The sequence below is a fragment of the Pedobacter sp. NO84 genome (genome assembly GCF_059703915.1).
Window position 1 is genome coordinate 2,261,920 of the sequence record NZ_AP046575.1, and the last position, 20,016, is coordinate 2,281,935.

Consider the following 20,016-nt stretch of genomic DNA (forward strand, 5'->3'; position numbering starts at 1 on the left):
TTCACCCAGCCCCATGCCCCATGCACGATGCTTCACAACAAAAATATTATTCTTGGGGTTTGCGGCAGCATTGCAGCCTACAAATCTGCCCTATTGGTACGGGCATTGATTAAAGCTGGTGCAAATGTTAAGGTTGTCCTTACCGCTGATGCAAGTAACTTCATCACTCCCTTAACCCTAGCTACACTTTCAAAAAATCCCGTTTATACGCAATATTTCGAGGCCGAAACTGGCGTTTGGAGCAACCATGTAGAGCTTGGTCTTTGGGCCGATCTAATGATAATCGCTCCGGCATCGGCAAATACAATAGGCAAAATGGCCAACGGGCTATGTGATAACCTGCTCTCCGCGGTTTACTTATCGGCCAAGTGCCCAGTGTTTATTGCACCTGCGATGGATTTGGATATGTGGAAGCATGAAAGCACGCAAGAAAATATAGAGCGTTTAAAAAGCTTTGGGAATGTGATCATTTCCCCTAATAAAGGAGAACTGGCAAGCGGATTAGTTGGAGAAGGTCGAATGGCAGAACCTGAAGAGATCGTTGCATTTATAATTCTGGAAATCAAAAAAGGCCTACCTCTATTAAATAAAAAAGTTGTGGTAACCGCAGGCCCCACGTATGAGGCCATTGATCCCGTAAGGTTTATAGGAAACCATTCTTCGGGCAAGATGGGCTTTGCATTAGCGCAAGAAATGCATGCCTTAGGAGCAGATGTGACTTTGATTACAGGTCCGACAAGCGAAAAAACAGTAAATGAAATAAATAGGATCGATGTAATTAGCGCCCAAGATATGTTGGAAGCTTGTACGGCAAACTTTCCGCATTGCGATATATTGATAATGAGCGCAGCGGTGGCCGATTATACCCCTATCACTGTAGCCGATCAAAAAATCAAAAAACAGGAACATTCGCTTACTGTTGAACTTAAAAAAACGACCGATATCTTAGCAAGCCTGGGAACGGTTAAAAAGCAGGACCAATTGCTTATCGGCTTTGCCTTAGAAACAGAGAATGAAGAAGAATATGCCAAAGCTAAATTGCAAAAGAAGAACCTCGATCTTATCGTTCTCAATTCGTTAAACGACAAAGGTGCCGGCTTCAAAACAGAAACCAATAAAATAACTATCTTTAATAGATCATTAGTAAAGACTACTTTTGAAGTTAAAGCCAAAAAAGAAGTGGCTAAAGATATCTGCTCTGCGATACTCAACTTGATTATCAAATGAAGAAATTTATAGGATTATTAGTGTTATTGCTGGTCTTTGGTGTAGTTAAAGCCCAGGAACTGAATAGTCGTGTGCAGGTTTTGGCGCCCAATATTTCAAATATCAATAAGAAAAACCTTGAACTGCTTCAAACTACCATCCGGGATTTCTTGAACAATAACAAATGGACAAATGAGACTTATTTACCGCAAGAGCGGATCGAATGCAGTATTATAATCACCGTTACTGCTTTTGATGGCAGCTCTGGCTATGCCGCTGAGGCGCAGATCCAATCGAACAGACCCGTGTATGGAAGTTCATATTACAGCACCATTTTAAATATGAGCGATAAAGATTTTGATTTTATCTTTAACGATGGGCAGTCTTTAGATTTTTCGGATCAGAATTACATCTCTAATCTTAGCTCACTACTGGGCTTCTATGCCTATACCATTATCGGACTTGACAAAGATACTTTTAGCACGCTAGGCGGAACTCCGTATTATACAAAAGCCCAAAACGTAATTAATATCGCACAAACCGGCGGAAGTAAGGGTTGGAAAGCAATTGATGGACTTAGAAACAGATATTGGCTAAATGAAAATCTTTTAAACCCTACGTTTAAAAATTTAAGACTTTTTATCTATGACTATCATATGAACGGGCTGGATAAGCTCGTCGATAATGTAAATAACGGTGCAAAAAACATACTGTTTTTTCTGCCCTCCTTACAACAACTGGATAGACAGAAACTTGGTTCCATTTTCCCCAATGTTTATTTTTCAAGCAAAGCTGATGAAATAACCAATGTTTTAAGTAATATCATTGATCCTGGCGATCGAATTAAAGCATATAATCTCTTAAGTGATATCGATCCAGCGAATATCAATAAATACGAAGGCTTAAAAAAGACTCGCTAACTTAAGACGTATAATTTGGCTGTATCCCACGCTATTTCAGCGTTTTGAAGAAAAATTGTTAAATTTTTGTTAAATAATTTTGATTATACGAATACATTCGTACATTTGAATACGAAAAAATTCGTAGTGTAACAAAATGACCAATAAAAACATCAAACCAACAGAAGGCGAAATGGAAATTTTACAGGTGCTTTGGCAAAAAGGCAACTGTACCGTTCGCGAGGTTCACGAAGCATTGAACAAGAAAGATGCGGGCTATACCACAACTTTAAAATTGATGCAGATCATGCATGAAAAAGGCTTAGTAGATCGCGATACCAACGCTAAGACCCACATTTATCATGCAGTGGTTAACCAAGAGCAAACGCAGCAGCAATTACTAAATAAAATGATTGCCAATGTATTTAACGGCTCGGCAGCCCGATTGGTAATGCAGGCTCTGGGCAACAAAACCGCAAGCAAGGAGGAGATTGATTTGATTAAAGAATATTTAGATAAACTGAAATAGACAAGCACCTTGCGTTGAGCGTTGAGCGTCCAATACGTCTATCGCCAAACGCCAAACCTGACAACTAATAACAGCAAACATGGAAGCTATAGTAAACAATCTTATCAAAGCTATTGGATGGAGCATTCTCCACTCGTTATGGCAGGGGGCTCTTATTTATGGAGTACTTTTTATCGCCTTAATGGCGTGGCCAAAAATGAATGCACGGTTAAAGCATAATTTAGCATTTGGCTCATTATTTTTAATATTTGCCAGCTTTTGCTTTACTTTTTGCTCGGTATTTGAGATGCCATCCGTTAATAACGTAGCCATCAAAAATATCTCGATAAGCCAGTTTACCTATCAGGATCTAACAAAATTAAGCAGTAATCTTAAAGCAGAAGCCTATTTCCCTGTATTAGCGATAGTTTATAGTGTAGGCATAGCATTCCAACTCATTGTATTGATATCCGGCTATTTCAAATTAAAGAGATTAAAACAGGCAAGTACATTGGCTGTTCCCAAAGAGTGGAATGAAATTTTCGAATTGATCCTTGCTCAATTAAAACTTAATAAGACAGTTAAATTTCACCTTTCATCTAAAGTTAACGTGCCTTTGGTGATCGGCTTTTTTAAACCTGTTGTGTTATTTCCGGTTGCCTTAGCTACGCAATTGGATCTTAAACAAGTAGAAGCCATCTTAATCCACGAATTATCTCACATTCGAAGAAATGATTACCTGGTTAATCTTGTTAAAACCTGCGTAGAAACATTGTTATTTTTCAATCCATTTGTATGGCTTACCACCAAATTCATACATATAGAGAGAGAACATGCCTGTGACGACTTGGTGGTTAATTTTACAGGTACACCGTTAACCTATGCGCACGCACTATTGAAATTAGAATTATTAAAAGACAAGCAAACGCCTGCATTTTCACTTGCGGCAACAGGCACTAATCAACACTTGTATCAACGTATTAAAAGAATCACAGACATGAAAACCAACTACATGAATGCCAAACAGCAATTTTTTATCTTAACCTTAACCATTGCCACTGTTTTATCATTGGCTTGGATTAACCCAAGCAAAAAACCGATCATTCCAGCTAAAAGAGCACATTCGTTATTAACTATTAAAACATCTCCTATTGAAGTTAAATCATTAAAAGCACACCTGTTTACTAAAGCCGATACCGATACTACAAAAGCTAAACGCAAATATAAGGTAGTGGTTACCGATGAAAAGGGTAATGTAAAATCTTATCAATCATTAAATGAAATGCCTGATAGCTTAAGAAGAGAGGTACTTATTCAAGAAGCAAAAAAAGATTCGCTGTTCGCTTATTTTAAGTCGCCAGAATGGAGTACAAAAATGGCCGACATACAAAAAAATAGTGCTGAAATGGTTAAGAAATTCCAATCCAAAGAATGGAAAGACCAAATGGCCAAAGTACAGGAACAAAGCGTAGCTATGGCAAAGAAATTTACTTCTCCCGAATGGAAAGCTCAAGTTGAAGCCATGCACAAAAATGCAGAAGTGTACCAAAAAAAGGTTAATTCGCCCGAGTGGAAAGCTCAGATTGATGCTATTCAGAAAAATGCAGAAGAGATGACCAAAAAATTTAACTCGAAGGAATGGAAAGACCAAATGGCAAAAGTTCAGGAAAACAGCGCAGCGATGGTTAGAAAATTCCAATCCCCAGAATGGAAAGCGCAAATTGAAGCCATGCAGAAAAATGCAGAAGAAATGAGCAAAAAGTACAACTCTAAAGAATGGAAGGATAAAATCGAAGAGTACAAAAAATTGCAGGAATCTCCAGAATACAAACAATTGAGAGAGAAATATGAGAAAGACCTCGAAGAATTGAAGAAAAAGAAAGGCATTAAAACCGATAAAGCATTTCTGTTATTTGATACCAATGAAAGTGTAGGCAAACTTTTCCTACCAGCAACAGAAGGTTTTAAAGCACTTTTTAGTGCATTACCAAGCGTTAAGTTCGAGGGATCAACGCTTAAGTTTGATGCGTTGCCAAGTTTTAAACTTGACAATTCATTTAAACAATTTGATGCATTACCTGCAACTTTATATGAGTTACAACCAAGTAAAAATTAGTTAATAGCCCAAAGAGGTTCCTTTAATACACCCAAACAAATGAAGTCGAAAGGTAGGAAATGGTTTTCCTGCCTTTTTTTTATTTGGGATTACACACCTGCCGGCAGGCAGGGATTTAAATGATTACACAGATTTGTTGGCCATCCAGACATGCTACTAACAATCCACAACTGAAGTCTTGATACTTTCTACTTTATTCTTGTTACTAATTTGTTAATTTAGCATCGAGATATGCTACAAAAACTTTCCATTCGAAATTACGCTTTAATAGATAGCCTTGATATTGAATTTGACCAAGGTTTAAATATAATAACCGGCGAAACTGGAGCAGGTAAATCAATTATTTTAGGTGCACTATCTCTTATTTTAGGACAACGTGCTGAAAGTAAATACTTTTTTAACCAAGCCAAAAAGTGTATCATCGAAGGTACCTTTCTTCTTTCGGAAGATAAACTAAAAGTTTTTTTTGATGCTAATGAGGTTGATTTTTTAGAAGAAACCAATTTAAGACGGGAAATTTCTAGCGATGGTAAATCAAGGGCATTCATCAATGATACCCCCGTGAATCTTGCCGTTCTGAAACAGATTGGCGAGCAGTTAATTGCGATCCATTCGCAACATGCAACACAAGAGCTTAACAATAATGATTTTCAGTTGCTAATTGTTGATTCGCTTTCAGGCCATGGAGAGCTACTCACTAGCTATAGATCAAATTTTAAGCAATGGAAAGAAAATCAGCAACGCTTAACGGAAATGACCAGCAAGGCTGAAGAAGCCCGCAGCAAGCAGGATTATGAACAGTTTCTATTTAATGAGCTTGAACAGGCCAGTCTAAAAGCCGATGAGCAAGCTGAGCTTGAATTAGATCTGGAACGGTTAACACATGCCGAAGGAATTAAACGAAATTTAACCGTCACCTCGTCATTACTGGATGAATCGGATCCCTCTGCCCTATCCATCTTAAAAGAAGCGCTGTTGCAATTGCAGCAAGTAGAAAAATTGGATCCAGCAATTCAAAGCCTACACGAAAGATTACGCTCAAGTATGATTGAGCTTAAAGATATTGCTGAAGAAACCTCAATCCTTGGTGAGAAAACGGAACACAGTGCTGATCGGCTATCTTTTATACAACAGCGATTGAATGTTATTTACACATTACAACAAAAACATCGCGTAACTAGCAATACCGAGCTTTTAACCATTAAGCAAGGGCTGGAAGATAATTTAAGTCAATTACTCTCGTCGGATATACATATCGAAGAATTAAAAAAAGAAATCGATTTGCTCCATACGCAATTGATGAGCCAGGCCAATAAGCTAAGTACAAACCGTAAGAAGGCTATGATCATGGTTACTGAAACCATTATCAAAACGTTACAGCAGGTGAATATGCCCAATGCCAGGTTAACGATTGCGCATCAGGTTATGGGTGATATTAACAAGGATGGGATTGATCAGGTTTCGCTGTTATTTTCGGCTAATGCCGGGCAAGAGCCTGCACCAGTTGGCAAAGTGGCATCTGGTGGTGAATTATCGAGATTAATGTTGGCTATAAAGGCCTTATTGGCCAAGCACACTTCCCTCCCCACCTTAATCTTTGATGAAATCGACACGGGGATTTCGGGCGAAACCGCCTTGAAAGTGGGCAATGTGATCGCCGGATTGGGTAAAGATATGCAGATCATATCGATTACGCATTTACCTCAGATTGCAGCGAAAGGTAATTCTCATTACTTTGTGTATAAAAATGAAACCAACGATAAAACCACCACTGGGATACGTAAATTAAATGAAGAAGATCGGGTTACGGCAATTGCTGAGATGCTAAGCGGTAAAAATCCAGGTTCCTCGGCCATGCAAAATGCGCAAGAATTATTGCGATAAATACAAATCACATGTTGAAGATTAATTTCTTTCTATCTGTCTTATTATTAGCTTCAATATCTGTTTTTCCTCAGCGTACATTTAACATAAGTGGCGTGGTTAGGGATAACAAAGAAACCTTACCGGGTGCTGCTGTATATGTAAGCGGCTACAAGATGGCCACCACCACCAATAATGAGGGGAATTTTGTACTGCCCAGCTTACAACCTGGTAATTACAACATCTTGGTACAAATGATCGGCTATTTTCCTGTATCAAAAAACGTTACAATTGTTGATAGATCGGTTAATTTGGAAATAGTTCTGAAAGAAAATGTAACCTCTCTTAAAGAAATAATAATTAAGCCCGATCCCAATAGAACCTATTACCTAAACCTTTTTAAGGATTACTTCATCGGTAAAAGCCCAAATGCCGAACAATGTAAAATCGTAAATCCGCAAGTGCTAACTTTTGATGACGACACCAAAAACCGTGTCCTAACTGCAAGGGCAAGTGATTTTTTAATCCTCGATAATCAGGCATTGGGGTATCGAATTAAATACCTGCTAGATAATTTCGAGTACGATTATAACACAAAAATCATTTATTATGCCGGCCACTCCACGTTTGAGGAACTTAAAGGAAATTCATCCAAACAAAAAAAGTGGAAAAGAAATAGGATTACTGCATACAACGGATCCATTCAGCACTTCTATAAATCCTTATATCTAAATAAAACAACAGAAGAAGGCTTTATCATTAACAGACAGTACTCGGTTCAAAACACGAAAAGAAAACCCGATAGCTTAATCAATGCCAACATTAAAAGACTTATTAGTGGCAATCAAGGCATAGTTAATCTTGTGAAATATAATGGAGGAGATGATTCGCTCTCGTATTGGATAAAACAACGTTCAGAACCAAAAACATTTACTCTTTTAAGCAGGGCGCCCATTTTGACGGATACGTTGGTTAAAAATTTCGACCAAGATTTCAAGATGATGAACTTTAAAGATGAACTTTATATTATTTACGCCAAAGAAAAAGAAAATCCTAGTTTTAGTTCTAGCAAATTGAGGCTAAGTAGACCTCCCGATCTTGGGGATGCGCAGATTACAGTGATTACACTCTTGAGGGCCCCCATAAAATTTAATGGCATCGGCGCCATTCTCGACACAAGAAGCGTATTGTATAGTGGGTATTGGGCCTATGAAAAAGTAGCAGATCTATTGCCGTTGGATTATGTTATACGTTAAACTTCAGTTGGGAGTTGGCAGTTTAGATTTTTCAGTTGGCACTTGCCGAGCATCCCACAATCTTTAAATCCTATTAACCTGGTATTATTAACATTAAGTTGAAAAATCAAAACTAAAATTGCTAATATTTTTAGTAATTTTAGTTTATGATCAATGCTGAAGAAAATCAGGAATACCTTAATGGACGTGGTGCGCAAATTAATACTTCTAATAAATTTTTGCAACATTCGTTTGCGAAGGAGCATCCAGAGGGGATTGACGATTGGGAAGAGCCGAATTCAAAAACAACGTTCATCATCGGCACCTCAAAATCAGTAGTAAATAAGGTGGTTAGTCCCGATGTTGGCATGGCATATTCCCTTAACCCCTATCAGGGTTGCGAGCATGGATGCATTTATTGTTATGCCCGTAATTCGCATGAGTATTGGGGCTTTAGTGCGGGATTAGACTTTGAAAGAAAAATTATCGTTAAAAAAGATGCACCCTTGTTATTCAAGAAATTTCTCGAAAGAAAAGCTTGGGATGTTACCCCCATTTCCTTATCTGGAAATACAGATTGTTACCAACCAGCAGAGCGAAAGTTTAAATTAACCAGGCAGCTTCTAGAAATTGCGCTTGATTACAAACAACCGATCTCTATGATTACAAAAAACGCATTGATCTTGCGTGATCTGGACATCTTACAGGAGATGGCAAAGTTAAACCTTGTAGCGGTATATGTTTCAATTACCAGCTTGGATGAAAAATTACGGCTAAAATTAGAACCCCGAACTACTACGGCTAAACAGCGACTAAAAATTATTGAGGAACTAAGCAAGGTGGGTTTGCCCACGGGCGTAATGGCCGCTCCCATGATCCCAGGACTGAATAATCATGAAATGCCCGCTATTTTAAAAGCCTGTGCAAACATTGGAGCAAAAAGAGCGGGCTATACCGTTGTACGTTTAAATGGGGTTATCCATAAAATCTTTGAAGATTGGCTAAGGAAAAATTTCCCCGATCGATTTGAAAAAGTATGGCACATGATCCAAGATTGCCATAATGGAAATGTTAACGACAGTAGATTTGGCACCAGAATGCGGGGAGAAGGAAATTTTTCGGAAGTAATTAGGGATACCTTTAAGCTCCATTGCAGGTTAAATGGATTAAATACAGAAGACATCATTTTAAATAGAAGTTTGTTTAAAGTACCTAAAACACAACTTGGTCTTTTCGATTCTTAACCACATAGAAATAGGGCAACATAGGATAGTGCTATAAATTAGAAATTAAATTAAGACATAATGCCTCTGTGAATTATGTTTCTATGTGGTATTTTTTTAATTTCGCTCCTCAAACCACTCCAAATGAACATTGCACTTGTAACTTATCAGGATGATGGAGCATATCACAATGCTTCTGTACAAAATGAAGATGATTTATTGATCACATTTTTAAGCGATAAAGGATTAAAAATCAGAAAAGAGATCTGGAACAATGAGCAGGTTAATTGGCAAGATTATGATTTAGCAATCGTAAAATCTCCTTGGGATTATTTTAACCTTATTGAAGATTTTTACGCTTGGTTAGCGAAATTAAAAAGCAAAAACATAAAATTATTAAATCCCATCGATATTATTAAGTGGAATGCCGATAAGCACTACCTTCATGATATCGCAAATGCAGGATTGAAAGTAACAGAGAGCATTTTTTTGGTCAGAGATGAGTTTGTAGATTTAAGCAACTACTTCTCTCAATTTAAATCCGAAAAGTTTATCGTAAAACCCGCGGTAAGTGGTGGTTCTAAAAATACATTTAAAGTTACCGCAGCAAATGCCGAAGAGATTAATGAGAAGATAAAACCCTTGCTTAAAAAAGAAGATTTTATCATTCAACCCTTTCTAAACGAAATAGAGAAAAATGGAGAGTGGTCTTTTATTTATTTTGGAGGTAAATTTAGTCATGCCCTACTTAAAAAAGCAAAAACAGGTGATTTCAGGGTTCAATCCATGTTTGGAGGCACGGTTCATCTGCAAAATCCTTCAGCTTCTATATTAGAAAATGCGCAGCAATATGTAGATCAATTTGCAAAAGGTTGTTTGTATGCTCGGGTAGATGGGGCGATAATAAATGGAGAATTTACATTAATGGAGCTGGAATTGATAGAACCATTTTTATTTTTGGATACAAATGAGGATGCTTTGGAGAATTATTATCAGGCATTAGCAAATTTATTAGCTTAGCTAATAAACTGATTAGCTAATTATTTTTACCACGTTCGCTTCTTTCCGAAATCTTGTGTCCAGTAGTTTCCTTCCCTTGCAGCGCCCATTTCTTTGAAATCTGCATTCATCAAATTCATGCAGTGTAAAGGGCTTTTTATCCAAGAGTTCATCACCTCATATTCATCCCGTTGCCCCATAGCAATATTTTCTCCAATTAGCATCCATTTATACCCTACTGCATTAAAGCGGTCGCTAAGCATTTTGCCGTTGGATGAAGTATGGCTAAAAAAATTCTTTTTATACATATCCTTGCTATGCGTTGATGAAGCAAGAGCAATATCATCATTCCACACCAGTGCAGGTGCCGGTGGCATAATTTTATTCCCACACTTACATCCGGCGGCCCTCTTTTCATTGACCAATTTTAAGATTAGTTCATTGTTAAGATTGGTAAAGTTTGCCCCATTTTTAGATTCCCTTGGGTTAGGTAAGAAAAGCCAAGAGATTAATAAAGTAAGCGATAAGGTCTTAAGCATAATTGATTCGATTATTGTAATAACGACTGGCTTTTATGATTAGTATAGCCACAGATACGCAGTTTTGGAATAAGGAAAAAAATCGTAACCGATTAAAATCTGTGCAGCTGTGGCAAAAAAAACCCCGTAACATCACGCTACAGGGTTATAACTATTGGCTTAAATTAATTAAGCACCTTCTTCTTTTTTCTTTTTCTTGCCGTTACTTTTGTGGGCAACCGTTATCTCTTCTTTTTCTTTATCGTAATCAATTTCCAAGGTATCACCATCGTGGATTTCTCCTTTTAAGATCTCTTCGGCAATTGGATCCTCTAAATATTTCTGAATGGCACGTTTTAACGGACGCGCACCAAAATTACTATCAAAACCTTTATCTGCAATAAACTCTTTGGCTGTTTCAGTTAACTTAACTTCGTAACCTAGGTTATGCACCCTACCAAACAATGATTTTAACTCGATATCTATAATTTTAAAGATTTCTTCTTTGCCCAAGCTGTTAAACACTACCACATCATCAACTCTGTTTAAAAATTCTGGCGCAAATGCACGTTTCAATGCATTTTCTATCACCCCCCGGCTGTGTGCATCATTCTGACTAATCTTAGCTGATGTAGAGAAACCAACCCCCGCTCCAAAATCTTTTAACTGACGGGCACCAATATTGGAAGTCATGATAATGATCGTATTTCTAAAATCTACCTTTCTGCCTAAACTATCGGTTAACTGTCCTTCATCAAGTACTTGCAATAAGATGTTAAATACATCAGGATGTGCTTTTTCAATTTCATCGAGCAAGATTACTGCATATGGTTTTCTACGTACTTTCTCCGTTAACTGACCACCTTCCTCGTATCCCACATATCCCGGAGGCGCTCCAACTAAACGTGAAACAGCAAATTTTTCCATGTACTCACTCATGTCAATTTGAATAAGCGAATCATCGCTATCAAACATAAAACGAGCTAATTCTTTGGCTAATTCTGTTTTACCAACACCGGTTGGACCTAAGAAAATAAACGATCCAATAGGTTTTTTAGGATCTTTTAATCCCGCTCTGGTACGCTGTATCGCTTTGGTTAATTTTTTAATTGCATCTTCTTGTCCAATGATTTTCTCGGCAACGGTTTCATACATATTCAACAGCTTAACGCTATCGGTTTGACCAACACGTTGTAATGGGATCCCAGTCATCATCGACACTACTTCGGCAACATTATCCTCGGTTACCTCATAGCGTTTGGTTTTTGTATCGGCTTCCCATTCTGCTTTTGCACGATCTAGTTCTTCTAACAGATTTTTCTCTGTATCACGTAATTTGGCAGCTTCCTCATATTTTTGACTCTTAACTACCTTATTCTTTTCAACTTTGATATCTTCTATCTTATTTTCGATAGAAATGATATTTTCGGGCACATGGATATTCGTTAAGTGAACTCTAGAACCGGCCTCATCCAAAGCATCAATGGCTTTATCAGGCAAGAAACGATCAGTTATATACCTCGCAGTTAAGGCAACGCAAGCTTTTATCGCTTCATCAGTATAAGTAACACCATGATGTTCTTCATACTTTTCTTTAATACGATTTAAAATTTCAATAGTCTCGTCTGGAGTTGCAGGCTCGATCATCACTTTTTGAAAACGACGATCTAAAGCACCATCTTTTTCGATATACTGGCGATATTCGTCTAAAGTAGTGGCACCAATACATTGAATTTCTCCCCTTGCCAAAGCAGGCTTGAACATATTCGAAGCATCTAATGAACCAGATGCACCCCCTGCCCCAACTATGGTGTGGATTTCATCAATAAATAGGATTACATCTGTAGATTTCTCTAATTCGTTCATTACCGCTTTCATGCGTTCTTCAAACTGACCACGGTATTTTGTACCAGCAACCAATGAAGCAAGGTCTAACGTAACTACACGCTTATTAAACAACACGCGAGATACTTTACGTTGAACAATTCTTAGCGCTAAACCTTCGGCAATGGCCGATTTACCCACACCTGGCTCTCCAATCAAAATTGGATTGTTTTTTTTCCTGCGGGATAAAATCTGGGAAACGCGTTCGATTTCTTTTTCTCTACCAACGATGGGATCCAAACGACCTTCTTCTGCAGCCCGGGTTAAATCGCGACCGAAATTGTCAAGTACTGGCGTTTTAGATTTAATATCGGATACTTTCTTCGGAGCGCTAAAACTTTCTTCTTCCTGAAAATCGTCATCACCTCCACTGCTCGTACCTCCACCCTGGGCTTCATCCCTAAAACCATTTTTATTCACTTCTACTTCTTGCTTAAATATTTCGTAGGTAATACTATACTGCAATAAAATTTGGGATGCAATATTATCATCATCCCTTAAAATAGATAACAACAGGTGCTCCGTTCCAATCAGATCGCTCTTAAATATCTTAGCCTCTAAATAAGTAATTTTTAATACTTTTTCTGCTTGTTTGGTTAACGGAATATTTCCTAAATTAACGGTTACACTTGAAGTACCGCGAACGGCCTCTTCAATAGAGCGGCGAAGTTTAGATGTATCAACCCCTAACGATTTTAAAATCTTTATGGCCATACCATCACCTTCGCGAATAAGACCCAATAACAAATGTTCTGCGCCTATATAATCGTGTCCTAATCTCAGGGCTTCTTCCCTGCTAAAAGAAATCACGTCTTTTACTTGTGGAGAAAATTTAGCTTCCATAATATGTGTGTAAACCAGATGACTCTAAACTATAAATTTGTTTTATAAATACGGTCCCTGATTTTTTATAATTTATCAACAATTACGCCATTTTGGTGGATAAGGTTGTTGTTTCTACTACTAATTAACAAAATTTAACACCTTAAAAAAAGATATTGTTATTTTTCTAATTTACGTAATTAAATAGATAATAGGTTTTTACCACTAAATGTTCTATAAAATCTATCGTAAAAAGGGTTTTGTCGGTTAATTGTAAGGTTTTGATCGTTACAAAAATACTGACAAATTCGGTTGATTTTCTTAGAAAAAAGAAATTTTGGCAGGGCATTAATTTGATGGGGCGACAATGTGATATTTAGTTAATTTGGACCAAGGCATTAAAATAGAGAGGACTATACAACAAGAATATGTATTAAGAAAAATTGCATGGAGCAAGCTAGAGCAAAGATATTGGATTTTTGCAGCTGTTTTATCAGTGATAGGGATTGAAATTGCATTTTCAAAATCTTCGATTAATGGGAGTCCTTTAGAAAGGGATAAATTCTCTATTGCAATTGGCGCACTCATAGTAGGTTTCGCGATTGCAAATATTGTACTGGTATTAAGATCAAAAAAATCAATTATTCAAGGAGATTAAATTTAAAATTGCCCAAGGAAAAAGCGATGTTTACCTAACTGTGCTCACAAGCGAAAACATAATTACCGAAGGACCAAAAATGAAGGTGACCTACAAATGGGACTGTTTTTCGCATTATAAAGTATATAAAAATTATATTTATTTGATAGAACGGTTTAACCCAAGTCTTCCAAGTATTATAATTGATAGAAGGGAATTAAACGCTGAAGAATCGCATCAACTATTGGAGTGCTTTCAAAAGCACTGGGTAATGTTTAAACCATAGCCCGTTATGCCCAATCCATCAACTAATTAATCCATCAAGCTAATTTGCCTTTCAAAAGCCTCGCAGCCTGCGTATATCCACCATCGCCTCCATCAACAAAATGGATATGGGCATCTTTTAAATCTCTTACGTAACAAGACATTATGGATTCTTGACTTACATATAAGCCGTAAACAATTTCTCCGTCCCTTTCCAAATTGTCTAAAGCCTGGGTTAATCTTAAACGTTGTTGTTCATTGCCGCAGATTACGGTATTAATTTTACCATCCATTACAAGTGTATCCGACATTTCTATTAAACGGTTTAGGTATTTTTTGCCGTGTGTAGTAAGGAAATAGATCTTGCCAAATGAATTTACAAACCAATTTCTCACCAGTTCTAAAAATTTAATTTTCCCTATCCTCGCCCGCATTTCAGTACCTAACCTATTAAATGTGGTTTTAAGTTTAAGTTTATCGATAGAAATCGGCTGTCTTTTTTTAATGCTGCCATAAATTTCGTCAATAAGTGAGATTACGTTGCTGTAGGCTGCTGCCTGTTTCTCAATTTGGGGTGCCACAACCAAGAGGGTTACAATTTCGTTTATATTTTCTGGCGGAGGTATTTTATCCCATCTGCACTGCATTCCGTTCAGATCTAGCTCATGGAGCAAATCGTCTGGTTTCGCATTAAGCAAATAATCTTCTGCTTTGATTAAACTTTCGGCATAATGTAATCCATTACCCAACACTACTGGGATGGAGAAAAAATCGCTTATCGCAAACTTGCTGAGGGTAATCTGATGGCCTGCCTCGTATATCTGGGCAACAGGTACCGTTCCCACACGCAGATCAAGTTGGAAGTTTTGAATAGTATTTGCCTTAAATTGCAGCAAACTTTTCATGGCCATTTCCAACAATGAAGCAGGAACAATAAATGTTGCCCCATCGCCCCCAAAGAAAAAGGGAATCGTAATATCTGCTTTAAACGCTAAATTTAAAACTGCTACTATGCTACCCGTTGCAATAAAATTAACAGATTCGTTTAAACCTCCCCTTACCGCCTGGGTAGAACCCTTAATATCAGTGATGATTACATGCCACTCTGCTGGAACTGCTGCAAACAAATTACCTTTCACCAAAAGCTCACTTAACTGTAGCCTATTGATTGGCAAGTTGTTATAAAATTTATCGCTAGCTTTTGCCATGTTTAAATCTGCAGACTACGGTACTAACGTATTGAGGTGTAAAATGGATTTATCCTTAAGATTTATAAAAAAATAGTTGTTCCAATAATTCCTATTTTGTGCGCTTCAAGCCTGATTTCTACGCAGATTTGCCGAATAGTTTGGCTAGCTGTTTAGCTGTTATTAAAAATGAACCTGTCGCTCCATCTTGAGTTAGAGAAACATTTAGCGAAATCACGCCATGATCCTTTGTGGTTTTTAAGTTCATAAGTGATTTTCCCAGTTCAACCGCTTTTTTCACTTCCATTGGCTGCGCTCAATTGCTTTTTCATAATGGTGTATAAACCAGCAAGCTCTTTTTCTGTGGCCATAAATGGCACAGACTTGACGTCAGAATTTGAGGCGCTCTGTATGTTATTATAAACTAAAAAATAATTATTTGGCTTTCCTTTAGGCGTTTGTACCACAGATAGTGAGGCTATAAATGGCGCCGATCCTTTTCCTATTTTACCTACGCTCCCTACTTCAACTGTTTTATTAATTTTATCCAGTTCCCTGATTTGTGCGTGTGCAAAGGAAACCATAAATACCAAAACAAAAAATAAACCTTTCTTGAAGCCAGCTAATACATTCATTTTCATTAAATTACTTTTTTCTAATATACAACAAAAGTCTCACACCTTAGTCTTCGTTATATAATTACTCATATTCCAACGCTTATATCTCCTCATCGATTTAGTGGCAAGAATTAACAACCGCCCCGTTTTCGCCTCCTTTTGGCCCATAAAAGAATACCCAGGTAACAAAATCCATTGTAAAATCAACAAAATGGTGCGCTGCCCCAGCTGGGACAAATAAAAAATCGCCTTTGCTCACCTGCGTTATTTTTTCTTCTAAGCAAAACTTACCTTTTCCTGCTGCAATAACATAGATCTCATCTCGATCATGTGGCTGCTGATTATCCATTTCATTGGGTTTGTAAAGCTCTACGGTTAAACTCCCGGTTTCAAACAATACAGTAAACTCTTCATCAGAATTAGTTAATAGATCAACTGCTTTGCTAAGTTCAACTTTATTTATCATTTTAATTTGATTGGAATGAAAATACAATTTACGAATTTGTTAATTTAATTAGCTAATTAGCTTCCCCAACTCGTTTGTAACGAGGATGAATGAGCCGAGCCATGATATCGCTCAAACATCCACGGTTACTCTATTTTTGCCACAGATTAAACGGATTAAACACCGATAATTGCCCAACTCGTCCGCGTTTGTAACGAGGATGAAGGAGCCGAGCGATTGTATCGCTCAATCTAAAGACCGTTATTTTATTACCACAGATTAAACGGATGAACACGGATAATTCCTTCTCCAAAGCATTCTTCCATCTTCCATCTTCCATCTTTCCGTCTTCCATCATTTCATCTTCCATCTTCCATCTTCCATATTATCGTCTATCTTTGCAGAAATAAGAGTTCAAATTATGTCAGACGAAAAAATAATCTTTTCAATGGCCGGCGTAAACAAGATTTACCCGCCACAAAAACAGGTTTTAAAAAATATTTATTTATCCTTTTTTTACGGCGCTAAAATCGGTGTTGTTGGTTTAAATGGTTCGGGTAAATCATCTCTATTAAAAATTATTGCTGGTCTCGATAAATCTTTTCAGGGCGAAGTAGTTTTTAATGCGGGCTATAGTGTTGGGTATTTGGCGCAAGAGCCTATTTTAGATGAAAGCAAAACCGTTCGTGAGGTTGTTGAAGAAGGAGTATCAGAAATAACGTCCATCTTAAAGGAATATGAAGAAGTTAATGAAGCATTTGGCTTAGAAGAAAATTATTCTGATGCCGATAAGATGGATAAATTAATGGCCCGACAAGGGGAATTGCAAGATAAGATTGATGCGGTTAACGCTTGGGAATTGGATACAAAACTAGAACGGGCGATGGACGCCTTACGGTGTCCAGAACCTGAAACCAAAATTGGCGTGCTTTCTGGAGGCGAGCGCCGTCGCGTGGCCATGTGCCGTTTGTTATTGCAAGAACCTGATGTTTTGTTGCTCGATGAGCCCACCAATCACTTGGATGCGGAAAGTATCGATTGGTTAGAGCAGTTTCTCAAAAATTATAAGGGGACGGTTATCGCTGTAACCCACGATAGGTATTTCTTGGATAATGTTGCGGGCTGGATCTTAGAATTAGATCGCGGAGAAGGGATTCCATGGAAAGGTAACTACTCATCGTGGTTAGAGCAAAAAGCAAAACGCTTAGCACAAGAAGACAAAACAGAAAGTAAACGTCAGAAGGCACTTGAGCGAGAGCTTGAATGGGTAAGAATGGCACCAAAAGCACGTCATGCCAAATCTAAAGCACGTTTAGCAAATTACGATAAACTTGCCTCCGAAGATGGCAAGGAAAGGGAAGATAAATTGGAATTGTTTATCCCCGCCGGACCTCGCTTAGGAAATGTAGTAATTGAAGCAACCGATGTAACGAAGGCCTATGGTGATAAAATTCTATTCGAAAACCTTAATTTTTCGCTTCCTCCTGCAGGAATTGTTGGGATTATCGGTCCGAATGGTGCCGGTAAGACTACGCTCTTCCGTTTAATCACCGGACAGGAACAACCAGATAAAGGAACCTTTAGGGTTGGCGATACCGTAGCCTTGGGTTATGTTGATCAGATGCACAATGATCTGGATGCAGAAAAAACGGTTTACGAAAACATAACTGATGGATTAGATAATATCCAATTAGGAAATAAAGCAGTAAATGGGCGAGCATATGTTTCGAAGTTTAACTTTAATGGTGGTGATCAGCAGAAAAAAGTTGGAATTTTATCAGGAGGAGAAAGAAATAGGGTGCATTTGGCAATTACTCTTAAAAAAGGGGCAAATGTATTATTGCTGGATGAACCAACAAATGATATTGATGTAAATACCTTACGTGCTCTTGAAGAAGCACTAGAAAATTTTGGTGGTTGCGCAGTAGTGATTAGTCACGATAGATGGTTCTTAGATCGGATTTGTACACACATCCTTGCTTTCGAAGGCAATTCTGAGGTTTATTTCTTTGAAGGAAATTATTCTGACTATGAAGAAAACCGCAAGAAAAGATTGGGTGATGTAACACCACATCGAATTAGGTATAAGAAGTTAGCGTAGGTTAACAAATATATTTAGCCGCAGATGCGTAGATTAATAATCGTATTTATAATCTGCTCATCTGCGGCATTTTTATGGTCAGTGGTTTTATGCCAAAGAAGGGACTTACCAAACCGAAACCAGTTTCCAAACACAGATAAGGAGAGCTGCGGCCAATCCTAACATTAAGGGACTATTTCGTTTAACGAAACTTAAATGACCGTCGGTTTTATTTTGTACTTTCAAACTAAAACTAATTGAAAAGAGAATTATGCCAACTAGTGCAATCCAAAAGATAAATTCCTGGGGGAGATGTCTGTGTGAATGTGTAGACTGGCTAATGACAGCAACGAACAAGCAAACAAAACCGACTATTCTAGTATTGGTCTCTATCCTTGTTTTATTCCATTTATTTAAACTAATCATTTATAAGCGAATCGATATAAAGAACTCTTTATTATATTACCATGCTATTAGCGCATAAATTGCAAATCCAACTCCAGCTAAGGTTCTAAGGATTTCTCTTGTGTAATTAAAAATGGAAAAACGCCTCTTTTTTTTCTCTCTCCTGATTTTTAAGATAAGGCTTGTACAAAGCAGAATTACACTTGCCAATAAGATGTAGGGAAAATAAGGTTTGATCCTATATCCTCCGCTTATCAAATTACGTTGATACAATATAACCAATAAAATTCCCAAAACTCCAGCCATCCATATGGCAAACTCGATTATTCTTTGTTTTTTAATTAATTCCCTTTCCATGTTTTAAATATATAGAAATTAGATTGAACTTAAAAAACCGTATTCGTATTCCGTTGTTATATAACTAATCTAACAAACTTATATATTTGCCATTATGAAGAAAATACTTGTAGTTGACGATGATGATGATGTATTAGAAACCATCCAACTGATCTTAGAAATTGGCGGGTATGAAGTTGAGCCTTTAAATGATGCAGAGGTGATTTTTGAACGTATTGAGGAGTTTAAACCCGATCTCATCTTGTTGGATGTAGTACTAGGCAAAATTGACGGCAGGGTAATCTGCAGTCAAATAAAATGCCATTCGGACACAAGTAGAATTCCCATATTAATGATGTCTGGCCTCTATGATCTAAAGGAGGTACAGGATATGGAATGCGCACCAGATGATTTTATGTCTAAACCCTTTAAAATGGACGTACTGTTGGAGAAGATCGAAAAATTAGTGAACAGAAAAAGTCAGAGTTCTACCTCACGTTACGACATCAATTAGCTAATTAACTAATATGATAATTAGCTGTTTTTCTCTTCGCGTGGACCACGTTTATAAATAACCAGCCCATTTAAAAAATTACGTAAAATCTGATCGCCACATTTTTTAAAATTAGGATGCTCATCATTTCTGAAAATATCCCCTAATTCGGCTTTTGTTACGGTAAAGTTTACCAGTTTACAGATTTCTATAATCTGATCGCTATTTAAGGATAAAGCTACCCTTAATTTTTTCATGATATCGTTGTTGCTCATTTTT

Annotated in this window: 19 protein-coding genes; 11 read left to right on the plus strand and 8 right to left on the minus strand. The window is 37.4% G+C overall.

Annotated elements, in window-relative coordinates; all coding sequences use genetic code 11:
* The first annotated feature begins 27 nt into the window (after positions 1–27).
* The 8 genes from coaBC (at position 28) to AC6H0V_RS09760 (ending at position 10,070) form a co-directional block, all read left to right on the plus strand.
* Positions 28–1,227: a bifunctional phosphopantothenoylcysteine decarboxylase/phosphopantothenate--cysteine ligase CoaBC gene (gene coaBC / locus AC6H0V_RS09725; protein ID WP_497559993.1), complete on the plus strand. Its 1,200-nt coding sequence runs from the start codon at positions 28–30 to the stop codon at positions 1,225–1,227.
* A complete protein-coding gene (gene porD / locus AC6H0V_RS09730) occupies positions 1,224–2,126 on the plus strand; it encodes a type IX secretion system protein PorD (protein ID WP_497559994.1) in 903 nt (300 codons plus the stop codon). Before coaBC ends, porD begins: the two co-directional genes overlap by 4 nt.
* Positions 2,127–2,262: 136 nt before the next feature.
* Positions 2,263–2,634, plus strand: a complete 372-nt coding sequence (locus tag AC6H0V_RS09735) for a BlaI/MecI/CopY family transcriptional regulator (protein ID WP_497559995.1) — start codon at positions 2,263–2,265, stop codon at positions 2,632–2,634.
* Between the two features lie 79 nt (positions 2,635–2,713).
* Positions 2,714–4,729, plus strand: a complete 2,016-nt coding sequence (locus AC6H0V_RS09740; protein WP_497559996.1) for a M56 family metallopeptidase — start codon at positions 2,714–2,716, stop codon at positions 4,727–4,729.
* A gap of 231 nt (positions 4,730–4,960) precedes the next feature.
* Complete coding sequence (recN, locus tag AC6H0V_RS09745; protein WP_497559997.1) at positions 4,961–6,613, plus strand: DNA repair protein RecN; 1,653 nt, start codon at positions 4,961–4,963, stop codon at positions 6,611–6,613.
* Between the two features lie 11 nt (positions 6,614–6,624).
* Positions 6,625–7,848: a carboxypeptidase-like regulatory domain-containing protein gene (locus AC6H0V_RS09750; protein ID WP_497559998.1), complete on the plus strand. Its 1,224-nt coding sequence runs from the start codon at positions 6,625–6,627 to the stop codon at positions 7,846–7,848.
* Between the two features lie 146 nt (positions 7,849–7,994).
* Positions 7,995–9,071, plus strand: coding sequence for a PA0069 family radical SAM protein (locus tag AC6H0V_RS09755; protein ID WP_497559999.1), 1,077 nt, complete (start codon positions 7,995–7,997; stop codon positions 9,069–9,071).
* Positions 9,072–9,194: 123 nt separating this feature from the next.
* Positions 9,195–10,070 carry an ATP-grasp domain-containing protein gene (locus AC6H0V_RS09760; RefSeq protein ID WP_497560000.1) on the plus strand — a complete coding sequence of 292 codons (876 nt, stop codon included), beginning with the start codon at positions 9,195–9,197 and terminating at the stop codon, positions 10,068–10,070.
* 26 nt (positions 10,071–10,096) lie between these two features.
* Here AC6H0V_RS09760 and AC6H0V_RS09765 read toward each other — a convergent pair whose 3' ends face one another.
* A complete protein-coding gene (locus tag AC6H0V_RS09765; RefSeq protein ID WP_497560001.1) occupies positions 10,097–10,588 on the minus strand; it encodes a CAP domain-containing protein in 492 nt (163 codons plus the stop codon).
* Between the two features lie 168 nt (positions 10,589–10,756).
* Positions 10,757–13,294 (minus strand): ATP-dependent Clp protease ATP-binding subunit, encoded by a 2,538-nt coding sequence (locus tag AC6H0V_RS09770; protein WP_497560002.1) that lies wholly within the window; start codon positions 13,292–13,294, stop codon positions 10,757–10,759.
* A gap of 364 nt (positions 13,295–13,658) precedes the next feature.
* On the opposite strand from AC6H0V_RS09770, the gene AC6H0V_RS09775 reads away from it, so the two are divergent.
* Complete coding sequence (locus tag AC6H0V_RS09775; RefSeq protein WP_497560003.1) at positions 13,659–13,931, plus strand: hypothetical protein; 273 nt, start codon at positions 13,659–13,661, stop codon at positions 13,929–13,931.
* A gap of 299 nt (positions 13,932–14,230) precedes the next feature.
* Here the strand turns inward: AC6H0V_RS09775 and AC6H0V_RS09780 are convergent, their stop codons facing one another.
* From AC6H0V_RS09780 to AC6H0V_RS09795, 4 genes are all read right to left on the minus strand, one after another.
* Positions 14,231–15,382 (minus strand): DUF3095 domain-containing protein, encoded by a 1,152-nt coding sequence (locus AC6H0V_RS09780; protein ID WP_497560004.1) that lies wholly within the window; start codon positions 15,380–15,382, stop codon positions 14,231–14,233.
* 263 nt (positions 15,383–15,645) lie between these two features.
* The gene (locus AC6H0V_RS09785) at positions 15,646–16,002 is read right to left on the minus strand and encodes a hypothetical protein (RefSeq protein WP_497560005.1); all 357 of its coding nucleotides are present in this window, start codon (positions 16,000–16,002) and stop codon (positions 15,646–15,648) included.
* A gap of 94 nt (positions 16,003–16,096) precedes the next feature.
* Positions 16,097–16,444 carry a cupin domain-containing protein gene (locus AC6H0V_RS09790; protein ID WP_497560006.1) on the minus strand — a complete coding sequence of 116 codons (348 nt, stop codon included), beginning with the start codon at positions 16,442–16,444 and terminating at the stop codon, positions 16,097–16,099.
* 130 nt (positions 16,445–16,574) lie between these two features.
* Entirely contained in the window at positions 16,575–16,793 is a 219-nt protein-coding gene (locus AC6H0V_RS09795; protein WP_497560007.1) for a hypothetical protein, read from the minus strand.
* Positions 16,794–16,844: 51 nt separating this feature from the next.
* Here AC6H0V_RS09795 and ettA point away from each other — a divergent pair, with 51 nt between their 5' ends.
* Positions 16,845–18,524 carry an energy-dependent translational throttle protein EttA gene (gene ettA, locus AC6H0V_RS09800; RefSeq protein ID WP_497560008.1) on the plus strand — a complete coding sequence of 560 codons (1,680 nt, stop codon included), beginning with the start codon at positions 16,845–16,847 and terminating at the stop codon, positions 18,522–18,524.
* 441 nt (positions 18,525–18,965) lie between these two features.
* On the opposite strand, the gene AC6H0V_RS09805 is transcribed toward ettA, so the two are convergent.
* Positions 18,966–19,265, minus strand: coding sequence for a hypothetical protein (locus AC6H0V_RS09805; protein ID WP_497560009.1), 300 nt, complete (start codon positions 19,263–19,265; stop codon positions 18,966–18,968).
* Between the two features lie 94 nt (positions 19,266–19,359).
* Between AC6H0V_RS09805 and AC6H0V_RS09810 the strand changes: the two genes are divergently transcribed.
* On the plus strand, positions 19,360–19,758 hold the full coding sequence (locus AC6H0V_RS09810) for a response regulator (RefSeq protein ID WP_497560010.1): 399 nt from the start codon (positions 19,360–19,362) through the stop codon (positions 19,756–19,758).
* Positions 19,759–19,778: 20 nt separating this feature from the next.
* Here AC6H0V_RS09810 and AC6H0V_RS09815 read toward each other — a convergent pair whose 3' ends face one another.
* Entirely contained in the window at positions 19,779–20,012 is a 234-nt protein-coding gene (locus AC6H0V_RS09815) for a DUF1456 family protein (RefSeq protein WP_497560011.1), read from the minus strand.
* Between the last annotated feature and the right edge of the window lie 4 nt (positions 20,013–20,016).